Here is a 19,668-nt window from a genome sequence, read left to right as displayed (position 1 = left end):
GAATTCAAAACAGGTCTTTGATTTTAAAAATATATTGAAAATGAAAAAAATTCAAATGGTTGACTTAAAAAGTCAATACGAGAAAATAAAAACTACCGTTGATGCTTCTATTCAGGAGGTTTTAGATACAAATACTTATATAAACGGACCGTTAGTGCATCAATTCCAAAAAAATCTTGAAGATTATTTAGGAGCAAAACACGTAATTCCGTGTGCAAATGGTACAGATGCTTTGCAAATTGCCATGATGGGATTAGATTTAAAACCAGGTGATGAGGTAATTACGGCTGATTTTACTTTTGCAGCCACTGTTGAGGTTATTGCTTTGTTGCAATTAACGCCGGTTTTGGTGGATGTTGATATTACAAACATGAACATCGATATTGATGCAATCAAAAAAGCAATCACGCCAAAAACAAAAGCAATCGTTCCAGTACATTTATTTGGACGTGCCGCAAATATGGATGCGATTATGGAAATTGCAACAGAACATAATTTGTATGTAATTGAAGATAATGCACAAGCAATTGGAGCAGATTATATTTCAAAATCAGGAACAAAAAGCAAAGTAGGAGTAATTGGTCACGTTGCAGCAACGTCATTTTTTCCATCTAAAAACTTAGGTTGTTATGGAGATGGGGGAGCGATTTTCACCAACGACGATAAATTAGCACACATCATTCGCGGAATCGTAAATCACGGAATGTACGAGCGTTATCATCATGATGTTGTTGGGGTGAATTCACGTTTAGATAGTATTCAGGCTGGAGTTTTAAATGCAAAACTACCTTTGTTAGATGAATACAATAAAGCTCGTCGTCTGGCAGCTTCAAAATACAATGCTGCTTTTGCCGGGAATGCTCACATTGTTACACCGGAATTTGATGCAAACGAAAATGATCACGTTTTTCATCAATATGTATTGAGAATCATAGATGCGGATCGAAATGCTTTAATGCAACATTTGCTGGATAAAGCGATCCCTTGTGCTATTTATTACCCAATTCCGTTGCATTCGCAAAAAGCTTACGTTGATTCTCGTTATAAAGAAGAACAATTTCCGGTTACCAATCAATTGGTGAAAGAGGTTATTGCTTTACCTATGCATACAGAACTGGATGACGAGCAAATTAAATTTATTACAGATTCGGTTTTAGAATTTTTAAATAAATAATTATGAGAAGCCTGCGTGTTTTAATTTTTGTGATTCTTGTCTCGTCTTCCGTGTTTGCTCAAAAATCGCATACTAAAGATGAAACGGCTGTCAATAATCAGGTTGAAATTTTGCGTAAGGCAATGATTGATGCTGACGGAGATAAATTAAAGGCACTAACCTCTGAAAAGTTGACTTATGTCCATTCTAATGGCAATTTTCAAAATCAGGCAGAATTTATAGATGGAATCGTTAGTGGCAAATCTGATTTTGTTACTATAGATTTTCAAAACCAAACCATATCGGTTCAGAATGATGTGGCTATAGTAAGACATGTTTTATCTGCCCATACTAAAGATGATGGAATTGACAGAGATATTAAAATAGGAATAATGCTGGTCTGGCAAAAACAAAAGAACAATTGGGTTCTTATTGCAAGGCAGGCATACAAATTAACTACATAAAAATAACCACAAAATGAAAGTATTAGTAACAGGAGGATTGGGATTTATTGGTTCTCACACCGTAGTCGAATTGCAAAATGAAGGCTTTGAAGTAGTGATAATTGATAATCTTTCGAATTCTACAGAAGATGTTTTAAAACGAATTACGGCCATTACAGGAAAAACGCCTTTGTTCGAAAAATTAGATTTAAGAGAAAAAGCGTCAGTTCAGGATTTCTTTAAAAAACATAATGATGTTACTGGGATTATTCATTTTGCAGCTTCAAAAGCAGTGGGTGAGAGTGTGGAACAGCCTTTGTTGTATTATGAAAACAATATTGCTTCCTTAGTTTATTTGCTTCAGGAACTACAACAAAAACCAGAGGCAAGTTTTATTTTTAGTTCATCTTGTACCGTTTACGGGCAGGCCGAAAAAATGCCAATTACAGAAGATGCTCCGGTACAAACAGCAATGTCGCCTTATGGAAACACGAAGCAAATTGGGGAAGAGATCATTACAGATACAGCTAAAGTGACTAATATTAGTGCTATTTTATTGCGTTATTTCAATCCGGTTGGAGCACATGAAACAACTGAAATAGGGGAATTACCAATTGGAGTTCCTCAGAATTTGGTACCTTTTATTACACAAACCGGAGTAGGATTGCGTAAAGAATTATCTGTTTTTGGGGATGATTATCCAACTCCCGACGGAACTGCAGTTCGGGATTATATTCACGTGGTAGATTTGGCAAAAGCACACGTTATTGCGTTACAGCGTTTATTTAATAAAAAGAATTTAGAAAAAGTAGAAACCTTCAATTTAGGAACCGGAAAAGGAAGTTCAGTCCTGGAAGTAATTCACAGTTTCGAAAAAGTAAGTGATAAAAAATTACCATACAAAATAATGCCGCGTCGTGAAGGTGATATCACCGAAGCATACGCCAATACAGATAAAGCAAATGACGTTTTAGGCTGGAAAGCACAATTAAGCCTGGACGAAGCAATGGCAAGTGCCTGGAAATGGGAACAAAAAGTTCGTTCTTAATTTTAAGTGTTCAGTGATCAGTTTTTAGTGATCAGTTGCTAATAATGCTTAAAGAAATATATTTATAAAGATAAATTGTAGAGACGCACTGCATTGCGTCTAACGTCTGAAAAAATCCCAAATAATCAATTCTGTATTATTTGGGGTTTTTTATTTTGTTCCGATTTATTTTGTAAATTTGTAAGATTAAAAATGTAAGAATAATGGATTCGGAAAAAGAAAATAAAAAAATAATAAGGTTGAAGAACCCAGAGTGGAATACGAAGTTCAGAAGCCTAAATTTAAAGGCATAGATCGTGAGACTTTTGATTTTGACGCTGAGTTTGCGAAGGGTTTAACGCCAGAGGAATTTAAAGCTGAAATGTCTAAAAGAATAAAAGCATATCCTTGGAAAAAGTAATTTTTGGAAACCTAAAAAATCCTCATAAACAAGCTGTTCATGAGGATTTTATTTATATCGTCAATAACTGAAAACTGTCACTGAGACTGATTGCTAAAATTTAAGCATTCGCCGTAACTGCTTCTTTATCGATTTTATTGATCAAACCTGCTAATACTTTACCAGGGCCAACTTCAGTAAATAAAGTAGCACCATCAGCGATCATTTGTTGTACAGATTGAGTCCATTTTACAGGAGCAGTCAATTGTATGATTAAGTTCTTTTTGATTTCGTTTGCATCAGAAACAGCGCTTGCTGTTACATTTTGGTAAACGGGGCAAATAGGAGTAGAGAAAGTAGTTGCTTCGATAGCTGCTGCTAATTCTTCTCTTGCCGGTTCCATCATTGGGGAATGAAAAGCTCCTCCAACAGGTAAAATCAATGCACGTTTTGCTCCGGCAGCTTTCATTGCCTCGCAAGCTTTTTCTACTGCTGTAGTTTCCCCCGAAATTACCAATTGTCCAGGGCAATTGTAGTTGGCTGCAACCACAATTCCGTCGATAGAAGCGCAAACTTCTTCAACAATATTATCGGCTAAACCTAAAACAGCCGCCATGGTAGACGGAGTAATTTCGCAGGCTTTTTGCATCGCAAGAGCACGTTGAGAAACTAATTTAAGACCATCTTCAAAAGATAAAGTTCCATTCGCAACCAATGCTGAAAATTCTCCTAAAGAATGTCCTGCAACCATTTCTGGTTTAAAATCTTCGCCTAAAGTCTTTGCTAAAATAACCGAGTGTAAAAAAACAGCCGGCTGAGTTACTTTAGTTTCTTTTAGTTCTTCGGCAGTACCTTCGAACATAATATCTGTGATTCTAAAACCTAAAATTTCATTGGCTTTTTCGAACAATTCTTTGGCTAAAGCCGATGTTTCATATAAGTCTTTGCCCATTCCTGTAAATTGTGCGCCCTGACCCGGAAATACGTATGCTTTCATTTCTCTAATTTAAAGTTGAATTTTTTTGAATTGAAAATTAGTTTCAATTGAAAGGCAAAAATAGTATTTTTTTAGCTCGTATAATCCTTAAACATATAAATCCATGCTAATCTTGAAAATCGAAGATTGAAAGAAGTGAGTAAGATAATTACAACGGCAATAATCGGAATGATTCTTAAATCGAAATTTTTTTCAAAGAAAAATTGAGCAACACAATAAGTAGCAATACCTTGTGCAACAGTTAATCCGTAGTTGACGTACATAGCGCCAAAGAAATAACCAGGTTCTTTCTGGAACTTGTAATTGCAATGACTGCAGTATTCATTCATTTTTGGCAAACTAAAATTCAGGAAAATATTCTTATCTTTAAATACTTTTCCTTTATGACAAATAGGACATTCGTTGCTTAAAATATGAGTTAATGCACTTGACATGATCTTGTTGTTTTTTATTTATACAAAGGTAATTCAGATGCTAGTAAAAGTCTTTTTTATATCTTCGCCACTTATAGCACAATAAAGACATTTTGATTAAAATTCCAATAAAAAATTCCAAATTCCAAATTCCAAAAATCTAAAGTCTACAATCTATAATCTAAAATTAAGCTGCGTATGAAAAGATATCCTGTTTATAGTGTTCAGAATTTTAGCTGCAACGATATTCATCGTGATTTTTACGTGAATACTTTTACGGAGCATTTAAAAAGTCACAGTTTTGTCGAAGAACCGCATCGTCATGATTCCTATTTAATGGTGTTTTTTACGAATGGTTCCGGACAGCATGAAGTTGATTTTGACCAATTCGGAATCAAAAAAGGAAGTTTATTTGTACTCCAGCCCGGTCAAATGCATCATTGGAGTTTATCTGAAGATGTTGAGGGCTTTGTGATTATTTTTTCGCAGGAATTATATAATTTATATTTCGGGCAGAAAAACATCAACGAATATAATTTTTATCATTCGATTCACAATCGGCCGGAAATGGTTTTTGAAGAAAAAGAAATTCCTAAAATCCTCCCGTATTTTGATTTGCTGATTCAGGAAAACAATCAGGAAAATAAATACCAACTGGATAAAATGCTGAATTTACTGGATTGCATTCATATCGAAATTGCTCGTAAATACAACGAAACCTATTCGCATCAAACGCATTCGTATAATATTAAAATAGATAAGTTCGAAGTGCTTTTGGAAGAATATTTTAGACAGGAAAAGCTGCCTTCTTTTTATGCTGAAAAACTAAATATCACATTAAAGCATTTGAACCGAATCTGCAATGAGATTCTCCAAAAAACAGCAACAGAAGTGATTACAGATCGCGTAATCCTGGAAATAAAAAGAATGTTGATCGATAAGCAATTGGCGGTAAATGAGGTGGCATTTAAAGTGGGTTACGAAGATTATTCGTATTTCTCCCGATTCTTCAAAAAACAAACCGGAATGTCGCCAACTGAATTTAGAAATACTGTGAGATGAGTTTTTTTTGCCACGAATTCACGAATTATTTTTCCAAACTTATGTATAAAAAATTCGTGAACTCATGGCTAAAAAAAAGCCTGCACTTCCTAAAAAGTGCAGGCTTTTCAACCAATCAAATTAAATTCCGTCGAAAAGAATTAAGCTTGTTTTGCAAATTGCAATTCAATGTTCAAACGAACTTCTTCACCTACTAAAACACCTCCGGTTTCAAGTGCTGAATTCCAGTTTAATCCCCAATCTTTGCGATTGATTTTTCCTTCTATGTTTAAACCTACTTTGGTGTTTCCCCAGGGATCAGTCATGATTCCGCTAAATTCAACCGGAAAAGTAACGGTTTTTGATATCCCTTTAATGTTTAAATCTCCGGTTAATTGGTACTCTCCATCATTAATTTTTTTGAAAGAAGATCCTTTGAAAGTTAATTTTGGATGATTCTCTGCATCAAAAAAGTCAGCACTTCTTAAGTGGCCATCTCTGTCAGCATTTGCAGTATCAATAGAAGCGATATCACCTGAAAAATCGATCTGAGCATTTTCAAAGTTATCTCCTTCAGTAATAATTGTTGCATCGTAAGTTCCAAATTTTCCTGAAACATTTGTAAACATCATGTGTTTTACTTTAAAACCAATTTCTGAATGTGTTGGGTCAATTGACCATTTTGTAGTTGCCATAATTTTATTTTTAAATAATTAATTTCATTTTGATAAGGCAAAGTTACGGTGACCGTAGCCCTTGAGCACTTAACCTAGATTAAGAAATAAAAGATGTAATGATTTTAAAAGTTTTTTTTTTTTACTAATGTTCACTAATTAATTCGTGCTAAATCGTGAAATTCATGGCAACCAGACACAGATTGAAAATCTTTTTAATCTGTGGCAAAAAAAGCTATTCTAAAATTCAATTTTTTTCGTTTATATAATAAGTCAAAGCTCCCGAAGGACAAGTTTGAATCGTTTGCATGATTTTTTCAGAAGTCGAAGCTTCAGGTAAAATCCATGGTTTTTCTTTAGGATGAAATACAGCAGGATTATTTTTCACACAATTGGCAGAATGAATGCATTTTCCGGATTGCCATACAATCGTTACCTCTCCGTTTGTGTATTCTTTGGTTAGGTTATTTGGATTCATGATTGAAAAAATTAAATGGTTAGTTTTGAGGAAGTAAGACCAATTTTCATCGAATAAAAATACGCTTTCTTTTTAGTTTTTATTGAAATTGGGCAAAAAAAGAAACGATAACAAGTTGACTGTCAACTTATATATCGTTTCTTGAAAAATATTAATTGTAATCTTTGAATTAATAGTTCATCGGAATATCCATCAATAAAAATTCAGCATCTGTATTTGCTTTTATATTTAAAATGTCAGTTCCTGAGATTCCAACAGCATCACGAGTGTTTAATTCCTGACCGTTGATGGTAACGTTTCCTTTTAAGACAAAAGCGTAAACTCCGTTTCCTTCTTTTTTAATTTTATATTCTGTAGCAATTCCGGCATCAAAGTTACCCATGTTAAACCATGCGTCCTGATGAATCCAGACTCCTTCATCGTCAGCATTTGGAGATAAAATTTGTGCTAATTTATTGTGTCTGTCTGCAACATCCAGAGTAATTTGTTGGTAACGAGGAGCTACATTTCTTTTGTTTGGAAACAACCAGATTTGTAACAATTTAGTTTGCTGATCTGCATTTGGGTTAAACTCACTATGTTGAACTCCGGTTCCGGCGCTCATCACCTGAATATCACCATTTTTGATGATTTCAGTATTTCCCATACTGTCTTTGTGAGCTAAATCTCCTTCCAGCGGAATCGTAATGATTTCCATATTATCGTGAGGATGCGTTCCAAAACCCATTCCGCCTGCAATCGTGTCATCGTTTAATACGCGAAGTGCCCCAAACTGAATTCTTTCAGGGTTGTACCAGCTTGCAAAGCTAAAACTATGATAAGCGTTAAGCCATCCGTGATTTGCATTTCCTCTTGTTTCTGCTTTATGTAATACTATATTTTCCATGATGCTGTATGTTTTGTTATTTTTATAGTACAAAGATACCACCAAGGTCAATAAAATGCACTTAACCTAGATTAAGTTCTTTAAGGTGCTGAGATTTTAGATGCAAAGGTTCAAAGTTACAGAGGCAAAGTAACCACAATTTTGTCATCTCGACGAAGGAGAGATCTCCGCAAGTGGCTCGGCAAAGATTGAAGATTATAGAATCGGAATTTCTAGTGTGATCTCTCCTTCGTTGAGATGACAAGATTCAAGATTATGGATTAGTATAACTTTGGATTAAAATTGATGCTAATCTTATTAAGTATTACTTGATTCTAGAATAGTAATAATCGTATTGAAGTTTTTCTTTTTAGCAATAGAGAGTGCAGTTTCTCCTTTTTTTGAAACTGCATCTTTATTTGCACCGCTTATTAATAAATATTGCAGAGTTTCTTCGTTACCATAATAAGCAGCGTACATAAGTTCAGTGAAACCATCTTTAGCTGCTGAATTAATTTCTGCTCCAGCTTCAATAAGTATTTGAACACATTCTGTAATCCCTTTTATAGTTGCTGACATTAAAGTTGTAACTCCTTTATGATTTTTAGTATTTACACTAGCTCCAAACTCCAAAAGAGTTTTTACTGCTTCAATCTTTCCCTGCTGAGCAGCCCATTGTAGAGGAGTCATTTTATATTTGTCTTGTATGTCTGGATTTGCTCCACGCTCCAAAAGTATTTTAAGTACAGGTATTCTGGATGCTTCTGCTGGTGTAAAAATAGCAGTTTGCTTGTACGCGCCTTCACTTTTCAGATTGATATCGACATTTGTGTCAAGAATTATATTTAGTATTTCTAAATTGTTTTGTCTTGTAGCATAATGCAATACACTTTCGCCAACATTATCAACAATTGAAGTGTCGGCACCTAGAGCTAATAATTCTTTAACTGTTTTTATATCACTCGTCCTTACTGCCCAAATTAGTGAAGTCTTTCCGTTGATGTCTTGTGCATTTAAACCGTTTTTTAATGAATTAGTAATAATGTTATCCATGATTTTATTTTAAATATTAAAAAAAGTAGTCTTATTCTTTCTTTTTTAATTGCAAATATGCAAAAAATAATGGAGTCAAAAATAAAATTAACTATATTAATAAAAGCTTTACAATTTCAAGACGCAAAGATTGACTGTGAATGTTTGTTCAAATCTTGTAAAATTATTTAATCCTAATCAATTTCCCTTTTCCAACCACTTCGTCTAGGTAATTCACAGCTGAACTTTGTTTATCATGCAGGTAAAATAAAATAGTGTCTTTTTTGATTTGATCTTTTGAAATACTTATAATTAAATCTGTATTGATGAAATTGTCCAATAGTATAATTTTGCCATATGAGATTTTTCCTTTTGGCAAAAACTTGTTATCAAACACAAAAACACTATCCTTAAAAGTGATTTTATCTTTTTGGATATAGGAATTGTTGTCCTCTATAAAATAATTATAGCGGCCAGTAAGTTTGTTGGTTTGCTGGTTTGGAGTAATAAAAAGCAGCGTTATGATTAAAGTCAAATATTTCATACTATTTTAGCTATATTGATTTATAAACTGCTGTACAACTACATCAGTATTCTCATGGCGTCTTTTGTTTTCTAATGCAACTGGCGGTGCGGCTCTTTCAAAACAATCTTTTACGTCGCAGGTTTCGCAGGTAACACCAACAATTCTTTTTACTAAAGGCTTTCCTTCAATAAATTTGAATTTCTTTTTCATTGCGGGCGTAATCAAAATTCCAACCGAAATGCTTCTGATACAATTTTCTACAAAAGGATCTTTTGTAGCCGATGAAAAAACTAAATATTCATTACCGCTATGCGCATAACTTGAAATTTGAGCATCAAAAAAATGGGATTTATTTTGATTGATTGCTTCATCTATGGTTTTAACTGAAACCCATCTTCTGCAATAATGCTCGTTAGTTTCGTTGGCGTGTGGTTCTTGCTGATTGGTAATGTGTAGTTCTTTTTTTATCAGATATTTATCGGAACCAATTTTATGGGACATTCTTAAAAAGAATAAATTCTTCAAGTGAAAATCTTTGGGCAGTAAATTGGTTAGCCTCTGATAAAATGATTCCGGGGAAACTTCAAAACTCTCGATTAGCGCTACAAATTCTTCCGGATTTGGCTTTTCGTTATTTAAGAAATCATTGATTTTATTTACAATCAATTGTCTTGGTAACAATAAGGCCCCTGCAAAATAGGATGCGTAAAAATTGTGTAAAACCTGATCGAAATTGTCAAATTTAATCCAGCTGAAAGTCAGTAAACGATCTGAGATTTTCAAATAGTTATAGGCGATTTCTTTGGCTAGAATAAAAGCTTTCTGTGGGGCATCAAGTTCTGTAGAAAGTAATAACGTTTTGCTTTTTGGGACATAGATAGAACGTAAATCGCCCAAAGCTTCCTGTTCTGAAAAAGCTATTTCTTTTATTTTATAATCATACTCTTCTTTTAATATAGCCTCTAATTCTTCAATGCTTACTTTAGCCTCTAAATTGATCTGAAAGGATTTCGAAAAAGAAATGACTTTATCTTCCAGATCTTCAAAATAATTATTGTGGGCTTCCTGATAAGATCTTAATGCTGCCAGGAAAAAGCTTTCTCTGCTTAGGTTATAATGCTGGGCAATTTCGATAATTGTACTGATAAAGGCATTGACTTTGGCTGGAGCATTGGCAATAATATCAATTAAATCAGCTTCCTGGATACCAAAAAGTTCTAACGGAATTTCTTTTAAAATACCTGATTTCAGGATTTCTCCAATCGGAGCGAGGTTATTATCAAGTTTTAAGGACACCATTTGGTCATAACTAACGTCCAAATGTTCGCATAGCAGTAAAATTTTATCTGTTTTTGGATATTTTTTTCCCTTTTCAATCTCGTTTAAATACGATTTTGAAAGATTTGTCAATTTGGCTAAGCCAAAAAGAGAAAGATTTTTTTGCGTTCTGACTTGCTTGAGTTTTAGCCCAAATATCAGCTTTATATAGTCTTTTTCGATATCCATGTATCAAATATAGTCAATTGAAAAATAATCGCCAAAAAATTATTTTTAATATTTAGCGAACGTTCGCTTGTTTTGTAAAAAACTTTTTTCTAATATTGTGGTATAGAAATTATTAGATATCAGGTCGTTATAATTAAAGTCTTTAAAAAAGAGATATATGATTCAATTGTTACTAATGAAAATAAAATCCACAGCTATGAAAAACCAATTAGAAATTACCGAAACGGCAATGGAATTTTTAGCCGAAAAGAAGCTTTCTTATCCAAAGATCTGGAGTGAAGAAGCGATTGCTTTTGTAACCGAATTGCATCGAAAATTCGAATCGCAACGAAAATTGTTATTGTTACAGCGCGAACAAAAACAAACTGCTTTTGATCAGGGTGTTATGCCAGTTTTTACTCCGGAAACCAAAAGTGTCAGAGAGAGTAATTGGACAGCTGGTGAGATTCCGAAAGATTTATTGGATAGAAGAGTAGAGATTACCGGACCAGTTGACCGTAAAATGATTATCAATGCGTTGAATTCAGGTGCCAAAACTTTTATGGCTGATTTTGAGGATAGTACTTCTCCAACCTGGCAAAATTTAATGGATGGCCAAGTGAATTTAATAGATGCTGTAAATAAAACAATTACATACACCGATTTGGCGAAACATAAATCGTATCATTTAAATGAAAAGATTGCAACCTTAATCGTGCGTCCGCGCGGTTTGCACTTGCCGGAAAAACATCTTTTGATTGAAGGGAAAGAAGTTTCAGGTTCTCTGGTAGATTTTGGATTGTATGTTTTTCATAATCACAAAAGACTTTTAGAAAACAATTCAGGACCGTATTTCTATATTCCAAAATTAGAGCATTATCTGGAAGCACGTTGGTGGAACAATGTAATTGATTTTACCGAGGATTATTTGAAACTCGAAAGAGGAACCATAAAAGTGACGGTTTTAATTGAAACCATTACGGCGAGTTTTCAATTGGATGAAATCATATATGAATTGAAAGAACATATCGTAGGACTGAATTGTGGACGTTGGGATTATATTTTCTCTTACATCAAAAAATTCCGCAAGAATCCAAAGTTTATTGTTCCGGATCGTGATCAGGTAGGTATGACTTCGCCTTTTATGAATGCGTATTCAAATCTGGTAATTCAAAGATGCCATAAACGCGGAATTCATGCGATTGGCGGAATGGCGGCTCAAATTCCGATTAAGAATAATGAAGAAGCGAATGCTGCTGCTTTCGCAAAAGTAAAAACAGATAAAGAACGTGAAGTTCGAAATGGTCACGACGGAACGTGGGTGGCGCATCCGGATTTGGTTTCAATTGCAAAAGAAATATTTGATGAAGGAATGCCGACTCCCAATCAGATTCATATAAAAAGAGAACATCGAAAAATTACAGAAGCGGATTTGATTGAACCACCAATCGGGATTATTACAGAAAACGGTGTTCGAAAAAACATTAACGTAGGTGTTTTGTATTTGGCTTCGTGGCTGAACGGACAAGGTGCAGCAGCTTTACATAATTTAATGGAAGATGCAGCAACGGCCGAAATTTCGAGATCGCAATTGTGGCAATGGCTTCAGAATAAAGTGGTTTTGGATAATGGCAAAAAATTAGATCTGGCGTATTATCACGAATTGGCTTTAGATGAATTCCAAAAAATTAAAAACAAATTAGGCGAGGAACTTCATGAAAAACGACAATTTCCTTTAGCTGAAAAAGTCTTGGAAAGATTGGTTGTAAATCCCGATTTCGTAGACTTTTTGACCATTCCGTGTTACAAATACCTTTAGATAATTAAAAATTTGGAATTAAAAATTAAAAATCTGCCTGATCTGCTAAATCTGCGGGCGAATAATTTTTTCACGCAGATTTAGCAGATCAGGCAGATAAAATTTGAGTAGAAAATTTAAGCAGATTTTTTAATAATACAAATGAAAGACTTTACCACAAAAGAAAATTAAGTCCAGTTAAAGCTGAACACTTATAACTGTGAACTGAACACTATTGCTTACTAACCACTTTAACTCAAACTATTTATGAAAACAACAGAAGACAGAATTCAGGAATTGATTAACGATTGGATCACGAACCCAAGATGGAAAGGTGTTGAACGTCCTTATACCGCTACAGAGGTAGTTACACTTCAGGGATCGTATCAAATTGAGCATTCTATTGCAAAAATGGGAGCGCAAAAATTATGGAGAAAGTTAAAAAATCAGGATTATGTTGCTGGTTTAGGCGCATTAACAGGAAATCAGGCGATTCAGGAAGTGGACGCTGGTTTAGAAGCGATTTATTTGAGCGGCTGGCAAGTGGCTGCCGATGCAAATTTGGCAGGAGAAATGTATCCTGACCAATCGCTTTATCCGGTAAATAGCGTGCCAATTGTAGTAAAAAAAATAAACAATGCTTTATTGCGTGCTGATCAGATTCAGACCGTAAATAGAGTTGAAGATAAAAAAGATTATTTAGTTCCGATTGTGGCTGATGCCGAAGCGGGTTTTGGGGGAAATCTAAATGCTTTTGAACTAATGAAATCGATGATTGAGGCAGGAGCTTCCGGAGTACATTTTGAGGATCAATTGAGTTCAGCCAAAAAATGCGGGCATTTGGGAGGTAAAGTCTTGGTACCAACTCAGGAAGCGATTAATAAATTGATTGCCGCTCGTTTGGCTTCAGATGTTATGGGAGTTTCTACTTTAATTGTTGCAAGAACAGATGCTGATGCAGCAAATTTATTAACAAGTGATGCAGATCCCAGAGATGCTAAATTTATTACGGGCGAAAAAACTGCTGAAGGTTTCTTCTATGTAAAAAACGGAATCGACCAGGGAATTGCCAGAGGATTGAGTTATGCGCCTTATGCCGATTTGATTTGGATGGAAACCAGTAATCCGGATTTGGTTTATGCTAAAAAGTTTGCCGATGCGATGAAAAAAGAATTTCCGGATAAAATGTTGGCGTACAATTGTTCGCCTTCATTTAACTGGGCTGCAAAATTATCAGTTGCAGAAATGGAAACGTTCAGAGAAGATCTGGCTGCAATGGGATATAAATTTCAGTTCATAACTTTAGCAGGATTCCATGCTTTGAATACGAGTATGTTCGAATTGTCTAAAGCCTATAAAGAGCGCGGAATGGCCGGATATTCTGAATTGCAGGAACGCGAATTTGCTTTACAGAAAAACGGTTTCCGAGCAGTAAAACATCAGGCTTTTGTGGGGACTTCTTATTTTGATGCCGTTCAAAACACGGTAATGATAGGAAAATCAACCATAACAGCAATGAAACATTCTACTGAGGTTGAGCAATTTTAATTCAATAAAATAAACACGGTCTTTGGCCGTGTTTATGTTTTTTTAGCCACAGATTACACAGATTAAAATGATTTTTTTCGCCACAAATTTCACAAATTTTCACAAATTAAATAGATTTAAAATTCGTGTGAATTCGTGAAATTCGTGGCTACATTTTTTTAAAATCATTTTAATCTGTGGCTAAAACTATTTTTTTAAAAGTCTTGCTTTCATTTTGCTGAAAAATTCAGGCGTTACTCCAATGAAAGAAGCGATTTGTTTTTGGGGAACTTTGTGAACTAAGGTTCCGTATTTTGTGCAAAATTTCTCGAAACGTTCTTCGGCGGGTAAACTTAAATTGTCCATTAATCGCTGTTGATTGGCTACCAATGAATTTTCGATTAAAATCCTGAAAAAACGTTCTAATTTTGGAATATCATGATACAATTGTTCCTGGTTTTCCTTGGATAATGAAACAACTTCTGCATCTTCTAAAACTTCTATAAAAAGCTGTCCCGGCTTTTGCGAAAAAAAACTGTACATATCACTTATCCACCAGCCTTGACAGGAAAATGACAAAACATGTTCGACAATATTATCATTGATATTAAAGCTTCTTAAAATACCTGAGTTTACAAAATAGGAATGTTTACATACTTCACCGGCATTTAACAAAATGGTTTTGGCTTTGTAGGTCTTCGTTTCTATTTTTGACAAAAAGTGTGCTTGTTCTTCCGGTGTTAATGAAACGTGTTTGGCAATATTTTCAAGAATTAACGCCATTATTTTTCTTTAAGTAAAGTGAATGAAGTGGCTTTAAAACGGCCGTTTTCTACTTTTCCGGTTACAGAAGCTTTGCGGATTTTATTACAAAAACCATCTTCTGCGTGTGCGTCGCCATGTTCGTCAATAGTTGTTCCGTCAACGAAATACGCTTTTCCGTCAATGCGAACTGCTAAATCACAACTTTTGCCTTTCATCCCAAATTGACATTCGCCACAAGCGGTTTCGACAATTTGAGGTTTTTCGGTTGTTTTTTTATTCTGGGCTTGAGTTGCGATTCCAACAAATAGGAATACTATAAATATTGCTTTTTTCATTTTTAAGAGTTTACAGTTATTAATTTAGAAGTTGCTTTGGCGCGTTCGGTGATTTCTTCAATTGGAGTTGCTAAAGTATCATAACTCAAAACTACTCCCATTCGGCGATACGGTCTTGAAGTTGGTTTTCCGAAGATTCTGAAATCGGTTTTTGGTAAAGCGGCTACTTGTTTGATTCCGGTAAAAGTTGGGTTTGTAGAATCTTCCGAGGCTAAAATTACGGCACTTGCACCGGCTTTTTCCAGCGTGATTTCGAAAATTGGTAAGCTTAAAATCGCACGCAAATGCAATTCGAATTCATTGAAATTTTGAGTTCCGGCCAAAGTTACCATTCCGGTATCGTGTGGGCGAGGAGAGAGTTCAGAGAAATAAACTCCATCATTAGTCAGGAAAAATTCGACACCAAAAAGTCCTGCTCCGCCAAGAGCTTCTGTGATTTTTTCGGCCATATCCTGCGCTTCGTACAAATCGGCTTCAGAGACTTTTGCGGGCTGCCAGCTTTCCTGATAATCGCCACGTTCTTGTCTGTGACCAATTGGTGCACAAAATAAAGTTGGATTATTATTTTGGGTAATCGTTAAAAGAGTAATTTCTGAATGGAAATCAACAAAAGCTTCGACAATAACTTCGATTACATCTCCGCGTGAACCTGCAACGGCATATTGCCATGCTTTTTCGATATCACTTTCGGTTTTTATGGTTGATTGTCCTTTTCCTGACGAAGACATTAAAGGTTTTACGACACACGGAATCCCAACTTCCTGAACTGCTTTTCGCAGCTCTTCGGCAGAAGTTGCATATTCATATTTGGCTGTTTTAAGTCCAAGTTCTTTTGATGCCAGATCACGGATGGCTTTACGATTCATGGTAAAGTTGGCTGCTTTCGCAGAAGGAACAACGGTAATGCCTTGTTTCTCGTAATCGTAAAAACGTTCAGTACGAATGGCTTCTATTTCGGGAACGATAAAATCAGGTTGGTGTTTGGCTACAATTCTGTCCAGGGCTTCGCCGTCAAGCATATTGATAACTTCAAATCCGTGAGCGACCTGCATGGCCGGAGCATTTTCGTAACTGTCAACGGCAATTATGGTTTGTCCGATTCGTTGTGCGGCAATGACAAATTCTTTGCCTAATTCGCCTGAACCGAGGAGTAGTATTTTCATAGGGGAATATTTGAAATATTGAAATATTGGAATATAAATGCAGTAGTAAAAGTAAATAAAAATGTTTTTTGTTGGGTTAATTTAACCGCAAAGTTCGCTAAGGATTACGCTAAGGATGCAAAATCTTCCCTTATGATTAAAATACAAAAGGTTCGCAAAGATTGTTTAAATCTTTGCGAACCTTGCGTGTCCCGATAGCTATCGGCATTGCGAACTTTGCGGTTAGCTATTAATGAAAATGATCTTCCTCAATTTCAAATTCTGCATCTTTTTCCCAAATTTCCATTTCGCAGGGCTTACAGTTGAATTTTAGTTTGTATTCGAGCTCACCTTGTTTTAAAACCAACGGTTCTTTTACTTTAACACCCATGATATCTTTTTGGTGTATTGGGCATTTTTTTAATTCGTATTTGATGCAATATTTGGTGGTCATCACGCGTGATTTTCCCGGATCCCATTGCAATTCGAATGCTTTTTCGATTTCCGTTACGCCATGACGCTCGTAGAATTTACGAGCTGTTTTGTTCGAAACGTTGTACATGAAATCCAGTTTGGTTTCAGGATACGGATGCGAAGTTTTAACCAATTGGTGTTCTTCGCGTACGTAATTTGCCAAACGAATCTCAGTCAATTGATCGTAAACTGTTCTTCGCATTTCGTTGATTTTTGAAATAGGAAGGAACCAGTTTTGAGAGAACATGATAGTAATTTCATCAGCAGTATAAGGTGTAAAACCTGTTTTGGCCAATTGAGTTTTGATATTTTCTTCGATTGATTCGCCGGTTTTAGTCTGTTCTTTTGAATGCTCTAAAGTAACGGTACTTACGTTTCCGTCTTCATCGGTTGCAATTAATTCAAAACCAGTTTCGTTTTCCGTAAGTAATAAAGTAGTGCTTAGTTTTCGAACGGCACTATCTTCTCTTTCTACAATTTTAATGAAAGCGGCATCGTTATTTCTATAAATAAAAGTTCCGTCTTTTACTTCTTTTAAAACGTTTGGATATATTTTACCGTTTTCGGCTTTGTTGACGTAGATTCCGTCGGCTTCGTTATTTTCGTTGATGAAGCAAAGTCCATCACCATTGTTTAATAATTCTCCGTTTTCGATTTCGTAAGCGTTTCCAACAGTTCGGATTAGTTTACCAATATATTGTCCTTTTGATTTTGGACTTTCCCAGGAACCAATACTGTGATTTCTGTCGTTTACAAAATAATCGGTATACCCACGGTTGAAAGTTCGGCTTAAAGAAGAATCGAAAGTATAAGTACATTTTCCGGAAGAAGCTTTCATGTATTTATCGCTTCCTGCTCCTTCTAAATAGCTGTCCAGTTTTTGACGTAAAAAAGAAACATTGTTTTTTACGTAAACTACATCTTTTAACCGTCCTTCGATTTTAAAAGATACGATTCCTGCTTCAATCAGATTTGGAATCTGATCTGAAATATCTAAATCTTTAATGGAAAGTAAGTGACTGTTTTTGATCAGGGTTTCTCCGTTTCCGTCGATTAAATTATACGGTAAACGGCAGTTTTGAGCGCAGGAACCACGGTTGGCGCTGCGTTCTCCGTTGGCCACACTCATATAACAGTTTCCACTGAAAGAAACACACAAAGCTCCGGTTACGAAAAATTCTAACTCGACATCAGCTTCGTCGTAAATCGTTTTAATTTGGTGCAGGTTCAATTCGCGTGCTAAAACCACACGTTTGATTCCGGCATCTTTAAGGAATTTAATTTTATCCGCATCACGATTATTGGCTTGTGTGCTGGCGTGAAGTACGATAGGAGGAAGCTCCATTTCCATGATTGCCATATCCTGAATGATCAGGGCATCGACACCAATGTCGTATAATTCATAGATCATTTTGCGACACGTTTCCAGTTCGTTGTCGTATAAAATGGTATTCATTACTACAAAAACCTGAGCATTAAATAAATGCGCATATTGTACCAATGCGGCTACATCTTCGATTGAATTGTTGGCATTAGAACGGGCGCCAAATTGCGGAGCACCAATATAAACAGCATCGGCACCACTATTTATCGCGGCCATTCCTCCAATTAAATCTCTTGCTGGAGCTAATATTTCAATCTTCTTCTTCATTTCTAAAACTTTAGGCTTTTGTGGTATTCATGGAAAAAAGTTTGCAAAGTTCTTATAAATAATTCGAGATTACTAATGCTGAAGTGACTTTTTTTGAAATAGTTAACTAATATGGAATCATGATAAATGAAGTTTTATTTATTTAATAGGTTCGTAAATAAGTTGTACGACTCCTGATTTGAAAATATTGGTTGCAAGTAATTTTAATTCTATCCGGTTCTTTAGGTCTTCAAATAAAGGTTTACCACTTCCTAAAGCTATTGGATGAACTGATATTCGGTATATATCAATAAGATTTAATTGAATAAATGTTTTAATAAGACTTGCCCCGCCATATAACCAAATATCGCCTCCGGAGTGGTTTTTAATTTCATTTACTTTAGCCGCAATATCAGAATTTACGAAAGTAGCATTATTATCTTTTTTGTTTTGGCTGGAAAAAACATATTTCTTTTTTGAATGAACTCCTTTCCAAAGCTTTTGTTCTGCAGAACTAGCATCTGCATCCGGTTGAAAATTTCCCCATGAATCATAGCTTACCCGACCGTAAAAAATAGTGTCAATACCGGATAAAAAACCATCAAAATCCATATCGTCATCCATGATGCACCAATCAATTTCTCCATTAGGGCCTTCAATAAAACCGTCTAAGGTTACAGCTAAATCTAAAATTACTTTTTTCATTTTTTGATAAGTTTTCGTTTTTATTTTATTTGATAAAAATATAATATTTAAGGTTTAATAAAAACAAAAAAACTACCCGGTTTGATAACCAGATAGTTTTTCTTCTCAAAAAAAGGTGTCATTTATTATGACAATTTTTTCGCTTTAATTTTAGCCAGTGTATTTTCGATACTGTTTAATTGTTTTGAAACAATTGCAATTTGGCTTCCATCAAGGTGGTTGTGTTCTAATGCCATTTTATATTTTTCGATAGCAGCTTCTTCTCCGGAAATACAAGCATTGATGATGGCTTCAGTATCGCCACTTGTAAACGAAGATTTGATGTCGATCCACGCGCGGTGTATCGCTCCTAATGGACCTCCGCCTGCTGTATCAGTTGATTTTCCTAATTTGTTGATTTCGTCTTGTATTTCTACAATGAATAATGCACGTTCGCGGGCGTAGTCTAAGAAATCTGTTTTGATGGCCGGACTGCTTACATGCTCTGCTGCATTAGTATATCCTAATTTTCCGTCTTCCAGAATTGAAATTAATCCGTTTAATGTACTAACTGCTTTTTCTGTGGTTTCATCTGTATGTATCATGATAATAATTTTTAATTAATTTTATAATACAAAGATGGCAACTAATAGGTTGTTTTGTCTTACAGGATTATGCTTGTGATTTATAATATTGTAGAATGGGAATTTTGAAAGATGTTTTTTTTGGTCGCCACGAATTTCTCGAATTATAGGAGTGAGAATTTTTAAAGTGAGTTT

At 35.1% G+C, this 19,668-nt stretch carries 21 protein-coding genes; 7 read left to right on the top strand and 14 right to left on the bottom strand.

Annotated elements, in window-relative coordinates:
• Nucleotides 1–40 precede the first annotated feature (40 nt).
• The 4 genes from ACQY44_RS09085 to ACQY44_RS09070 all read left to right on the top strand — a co-directional run bounded on the left by ACQY44_RS09085 (nucleotide 41) and on the right by ACQY44_RS09070 (nucleotide 3,044).
• On the top strand, nucleotides 41–1,174 hold the full coding sequence (locus ACQY44_RS09085; protein ID WP_428230058.1) for a DegT/DnrJ/EryC1/StrS family aminotransferase: 1,134 nt from the start codon (nucleotides 41–43) through the stop codon (nucleotides 1,172–1,174).
• 2 nt (nucleotides 1,175–1,176) lie between these two features.
• Nucleotides 1,177–1,617, top strand: coding sequence for a nuclear transport factor 2 family protein (locus ACQY44_RS09080; protein ID WP_428230057.1), 441 nt, complete (start codon nucleotides 1,177–1,179; stop codon nucleotides 1,615–1,617).
• A 13-nt stretch (nucleotides 1,618–1,630) separates the two neighbouring features.
• The gene (gene galE / locus ACQY44_RS09075; protein ID WP_428230056.1) at nucleotides 1,631–2,644 is read left to right on the top strand and encodes a UDP-glucose 4-epimerase GalE; all 1,014 of its coding nucleotides are present in this window, start codon (nucleotides 1,631–1,633) and stop codon (nucleotides 2,642–2,644) included.
• 253 nt (nucleotides 2,645–2,897) lie between these two features.
• Nucleotides 2,898–3,044, top strand: coding sequence for a hypothetical protein (locus ACQY44_RS09070; RefSeq protein WP_428230055.1), 147 nt, complete (start codon nucleotides 2,898–2,900; stop codon nucleotides 3,042–3,044).
• Nucleotides 3,045–3,144: 100 nt separating this feature from the next.
• On the opposite strand, the gene fabD is transcribed toward ACQY44_RS09070, so the two are convergent.
• Nucleotides 3,145–4,020 carry an ACP S-malonyltransferase gene (gene fabD / locus ACQY44_RS09065; RefSeq protein WP_428230054.1) on the bottom strand — a complete coding sequence of 292 codons (876 nt, stop codon included), beginning with the start codon at nucleotides 4,018–4,020 and terminating at the stop codon, nucleotides 3,145–3,147.
• A gap of 71 nt (nucleotides 4,021–4,091) precedes the next feature.
• Nucleotides 4,092–4,454, bottom strand: coding sequence for a DUF983 domain-containing protein (locus ACQY44_RS09060; protein WP_065452103.1), 363 nt, complete (start codon nucleotides 4,452–4,454; stop codon nucleotides 4,092–4,094).
• A 177-nt stretch (nucleotides 4,455–4,631) separates the two neighbouring features.
• Between ACQY44_RS09060 and ACQY44_RS09055 the strand changes: the two genes are divergently transcribed.
• Entirely contained in the window at nucleotides 4,632–5,495 is an 864-nt protein-coding gene (locus ACQY44_RS09055; protein ID WP_428230053.1) for a helix-turn-helix domain-containing protein, read from the top strand.
• A 140-nt stretch (nucleotides 5,496–5,635) separates the two neighbouring features.
• Here ACQY44_RS09055 and ACQY44_RS09050 read toward each other — a convergent pair whose 3' ends face one another.
• The 6 genes from ACQY44_RS09050 to ACQY44_RS09025 all read right to left on the bottom strand — a co-directional run bounded on the left by ACQY44_RS09050 (nucleotide 5,636) and on the right by ACQY44_RS09025 (nucleotide 10,555).
• A complete protein-coding gene (locus ACQY44_RS09050) occupies nucleotides 5,636–6,169 on the bottom strand; it encodes a YceI family protein (protein WP_428230052.1) in 534 nt (177 codons plus the stop codon).
• Nucleotides 6,170–6,395: 226 nt separating this feature from the next.
• Nucleotides 6,396–6,626 (bottom strand): (4Fe-4S)-binding protein, encoded by a 231-nt coding sequence (locus tag ACQY44_RS09045; protein WP_428230051.1) that lies wholly within the window; start codon nucleotides 6,624–6,626, stop codon nucleotides 6,396–6,398.
• Between the two features lie 169 nt (nucleotides 6,627–6,795).
• On the bottom strand, nucleotides 6,796–7,512 hold the full coding sequence (locus ACQY44_RS09040; protein ID WP_428230050.1) for a pirin family protein: 717 nt from the start codon (nucleotides 7,510–7,512) through the stop codon (nucleotides 6,796–6,798).
• A 297-nt stretch (nucleotides 7,513–7,809) separates the two neighbouring features.
• A complete protein-coding gene (locus ACQY44_RS09035) occupies nucleotides 7,810–8,544 on the bottom strand; it encodes an ankyrin repeat domain-containing protein (protein WP_428230049.1) in 735 nt (244 codons plus the stop codon).
• A gap of 163 nt (nucleotides 8,545–8,707) precedes the next feature.
• Entirely contained in the window at nucleotides 8,708–9,067 is a 360-nt protein-coding gene (locus ACQY44_RS09030) for a hypothetical protein (protein WP_428230048.1), read from the bottom strand.
• Nucleotides 9,068–9,073: 6 nt separating this feature from the next.
• Nucleotides 9,074–10,555, bottom strand: a complete 1,482-nt coding sequence (locus ACQY44_RS09025) for a helix-turn-helix domain-containing protein (protein ID WP_428230047.1) — start codon at nucleotides 10,553–10,555, stop codon at nucleotides 9,074–9,076.
• Between the two features lie 196 nt (nucleotides 10,556–10,751).
• Between ACQY44_RS09025 and aceB the strand changes: the two genes are divergently transcribed.
• Together aceB and aceA are read left to right on the top strand one after the other, a co-directional pair.
• Nucleotides 10,752–12,353, top strand: a complete 1,602-nt coding sequence (gene aceB, locus ACQY44_RS09020) for a malate synthase A (RefSeq protein WP_428230046.1) — start codon at nucleotides 10,752–10,754, stop codon at nucleotides 12,351–12,353.
• A gap of 246 nt (nucleotides 12,354–12,599) precedes the next feature.
• Nucleotides 12,600–13,880, top strand: a complete 1,281-nt coding sequence (aceA, locus tag ACQY44_RS09015; protein ID WP_428230045.1) for an isocitrate lyase — start codon at nucleotides 12,600–12,602, stop codon at nucleotides 13,878–13,880.
• A 186-nt stretch (nucleotides 13,881–14,066) separates the two neighbouring features.
• Here the strand turns inward: aceA and ACQY44_RS09010 are convergent, their stop codons facing one another.
• The 6 genes from ACQY44_RS09010 to ACQY44_RS08985 form a co-directional block, all read right to left on the bottom strand.
• Nucleotides 14,067–14,642 (bottom strand): Crp/Fnr family transcriptional regulator, encoded by a 576-nt coding sequence (locus ACQY44_RS09010; protein WP_428230044.1) that lies wholly within the window; start codon nucleotides 14,640–14,642, stop codon nucleotides 14,067–14,069.
• Entirely contained in the window at nucleotides 14,642–14,959 is a 318-nt protein-coding gene (locus tag ACQY44_RS09005; protein WP_428230043.1) for a DUF6370 family protein, read from the bottom strand. Before ACQY44_RS09005 ends, ACQY44_RS09010 begins: the two co-directional genes overlap by 1 nt.
• Nucleotides 14,960–14,961: 2 nt before the next feature.
• A complete protein-coding gene (gene purT / locus ACQY44_RS09000; protein ID WP_428230042.1) occupies nucleotides 14,962–16,122 on the bottom strand; it encodes a formate-dependent phosphoribosylglycinamide formyltransferase in 1,161 nt (386 codons plus the stop codon).
• A 229-nt stretch (nucleotides 16,123–16,351) separates the two neighbouring features.
• On the bottom strand, nucleotides 16,352–18,226 hold the full coding sequence (locus tag ACQY44_RS08995) for a peptidase U32 family protein (RefSeq protein WP_428230041.1): 1,875 nt from the start codon (nucleotides 18,224–18,226) through the stop codon (nucleotides 16,352–16,354).
• Between the two features lie 138 nt (nucleotides 18,227–18,364).
• Complete coding sequence (locus ACQY44_RS08990) at nucleotides 18,365–18,910, bottom strand: dihydrofolate reductase family protein (RefSeq protein ID WP_428230040.1); 546 nt, start codon at nucleotides 18,908–18,910, stop codon at nucleotides 18,365–18,367.
• Between the two features lie 125 nt (nucleotides 18,911–19,035).
• Entirely contained in the window at nucleotides 19,036–19,494 is a 459-nt protein-coding gene (locus ACQY44_RS08985; RefSeq protein ID WP_428230039.1) for a ferritin-like domain-containing protein, read from the bottom strand.
• Nucleotides 19,495–19,668: the final 174 nt, after the last annotated feature.

Origin of the sequence: Flavobacterium sp., assembly GCF_965277525.1 — a bacterium.
GTDB lineage: Bacteria > Bacteroidota > Bacteroidia > Flavobacteriales > Flavobacteriaceae > Flavobacterium.
The sequence above is the reverse complement of the archived record's forward strand: the minus strand, read 5'-3'. Positions and strand labels throughout refer to the sequence as shown.

Excerpts from the sequence above, each read along its gene's own strand:
- ACQY44_RS09045 (WP_428230051.1), bottom strand. The coding sequence starts at position 6,626 with ATGAATCCAAATAACCTAACCAAAGAATACACAAACGGAGAGGTAACG.
- ACQY44_RS08985 (WP_428230039.1), bottom strand. The coding sequence starts at position 19,494 with ATGATACATACAGATGAAACCACAGAAAAAGCAGTTAGTACATTAAAC.
- ACQY44_RS09005 (WP_428230043.1), bottom strand. The coding sequence starts at position 14,959 with ATGAAAAAAGCAATATTTATAGTATTCCTATTTGTTGGAATCGCAACT.
- ACQY44_RS09085 (WP_428230058.1), top strand. The coding sequence starts at position 41 with ATGAAAAAAATTCAAATGGTTGACTTAAAAAGTCAATACGAGAAAATA.
- ACQY44_RS09025 (WP_428230047.1), bottom strand. The coding sequence starts at position 10,555 with ATGGATATCGAAAAAGACTATATAAAGCTGATATTTGGGCTAAAACTC.
- ACQY44_RS09030 (WP_428230048.1), bottom strand. The coding sequence starts at position 9,067 with ATGAAATATTTGACTTTAATCATAACGCTGCTTTTTATTACTCCAAAC.
- ACQY44_RS08990 (WP_428230040.1), bottom strand. The coding sequence starts at position 18,910 with ATGAAAAAAGTAATTTTAGATTTAGCTGTAACCTTAGACGGTTTTATT.
- ACQY44_RS09010 (WP_428230044.1), bottom strand. The coding sequence starts at position 14,642 with ATGGCGTTAATTCTTGAAAATATTGCCAAACACGTTTCATTAACACCG.
- ACQY44_RS09060 (WP_065452103.1), bottom strand. The coding sequence starts at position 4,454 with ATGTCAAGTGCATTAACTCATATTTTAAGCAACGAATGTCCTATTTGT.
- ACQY44_RS09035 (WP_428230049.1), bottom strand. The coding sequence starts at position 8,544 with ATGGATAACATTATTACTAATTCATTAAAAAACGGTTTAAATGCACAA.
- fabD (WP_428230054.1), bottom strand. The coding sequence starts at position 4,020 with ATGAAAGCATACGTATTTCCGGGTCAGGGCGCACAATTTACAGGAATG.
- ACQY44_RS08995 (WP_428230041.1), bottom strand. The coding sequence starts at position 18,226 with ATGAAGAAGAAGATTGAAATATTAGCTCCAGCAAGAGATTTAATTGGA.
- ACQY44_RS09050 (WP_428230052.1), bottom strand. The coding sequence starts at position 6,169 with ATGGCAACTACAAAATGGTCAATTGACCCAACACATTCAGAAATTGGT.
- aceA (WP_428230045.1), top strand. The coding sequence starts at position 12,600 with ATGAAAACAACAGAAGACAGAATTCAGGAATTGATTAACGATTGGATC.
- ACQY44_RS09055 (WP_428230053.1), top strand. The coding sequence starts at position 4,632 with ATGAAAAGATATCCTGTTTATAGTGTTCAGAATTTTAGCTGCAACGAT.
- ACQY44_RS09080 (WP_428230057.1), top strand. The coding sequence starts at position 1,177 with ATGAGAAGCCTGCGTGTTTTAATTTTTGTGATTCTTGTCTCGTCTTCC.
- galE (WP_428230056.1), top strand. The coding sequence starts at position 1,631 with ATGAAAGTATTAGTAACAGGAGGATTGGGATTTATTGGTTCTCACACC.
- purT (WP_428230042.1), bottom strand. The coding sequence starts at position 16,122 with ATGAAAATACTACTCCTCGGTTCAGGCGAATTAGGCAAAGAATTTGTC.
- ACQY44_RS09040 (WP_428230050.1), bottom strand. The coding sequence starts at position 7,512 with ATGGAAAATATAGTATTACATAAAGCAGAAACAAGAGGAAATGCAAAT.
- aceB (WP_428230046.1), top strand. The coding sequence starts at position 10,752 with ATGAAAAACCAATTAGAAATTACCGAAACGGCAATGGAATTTTTAGCC.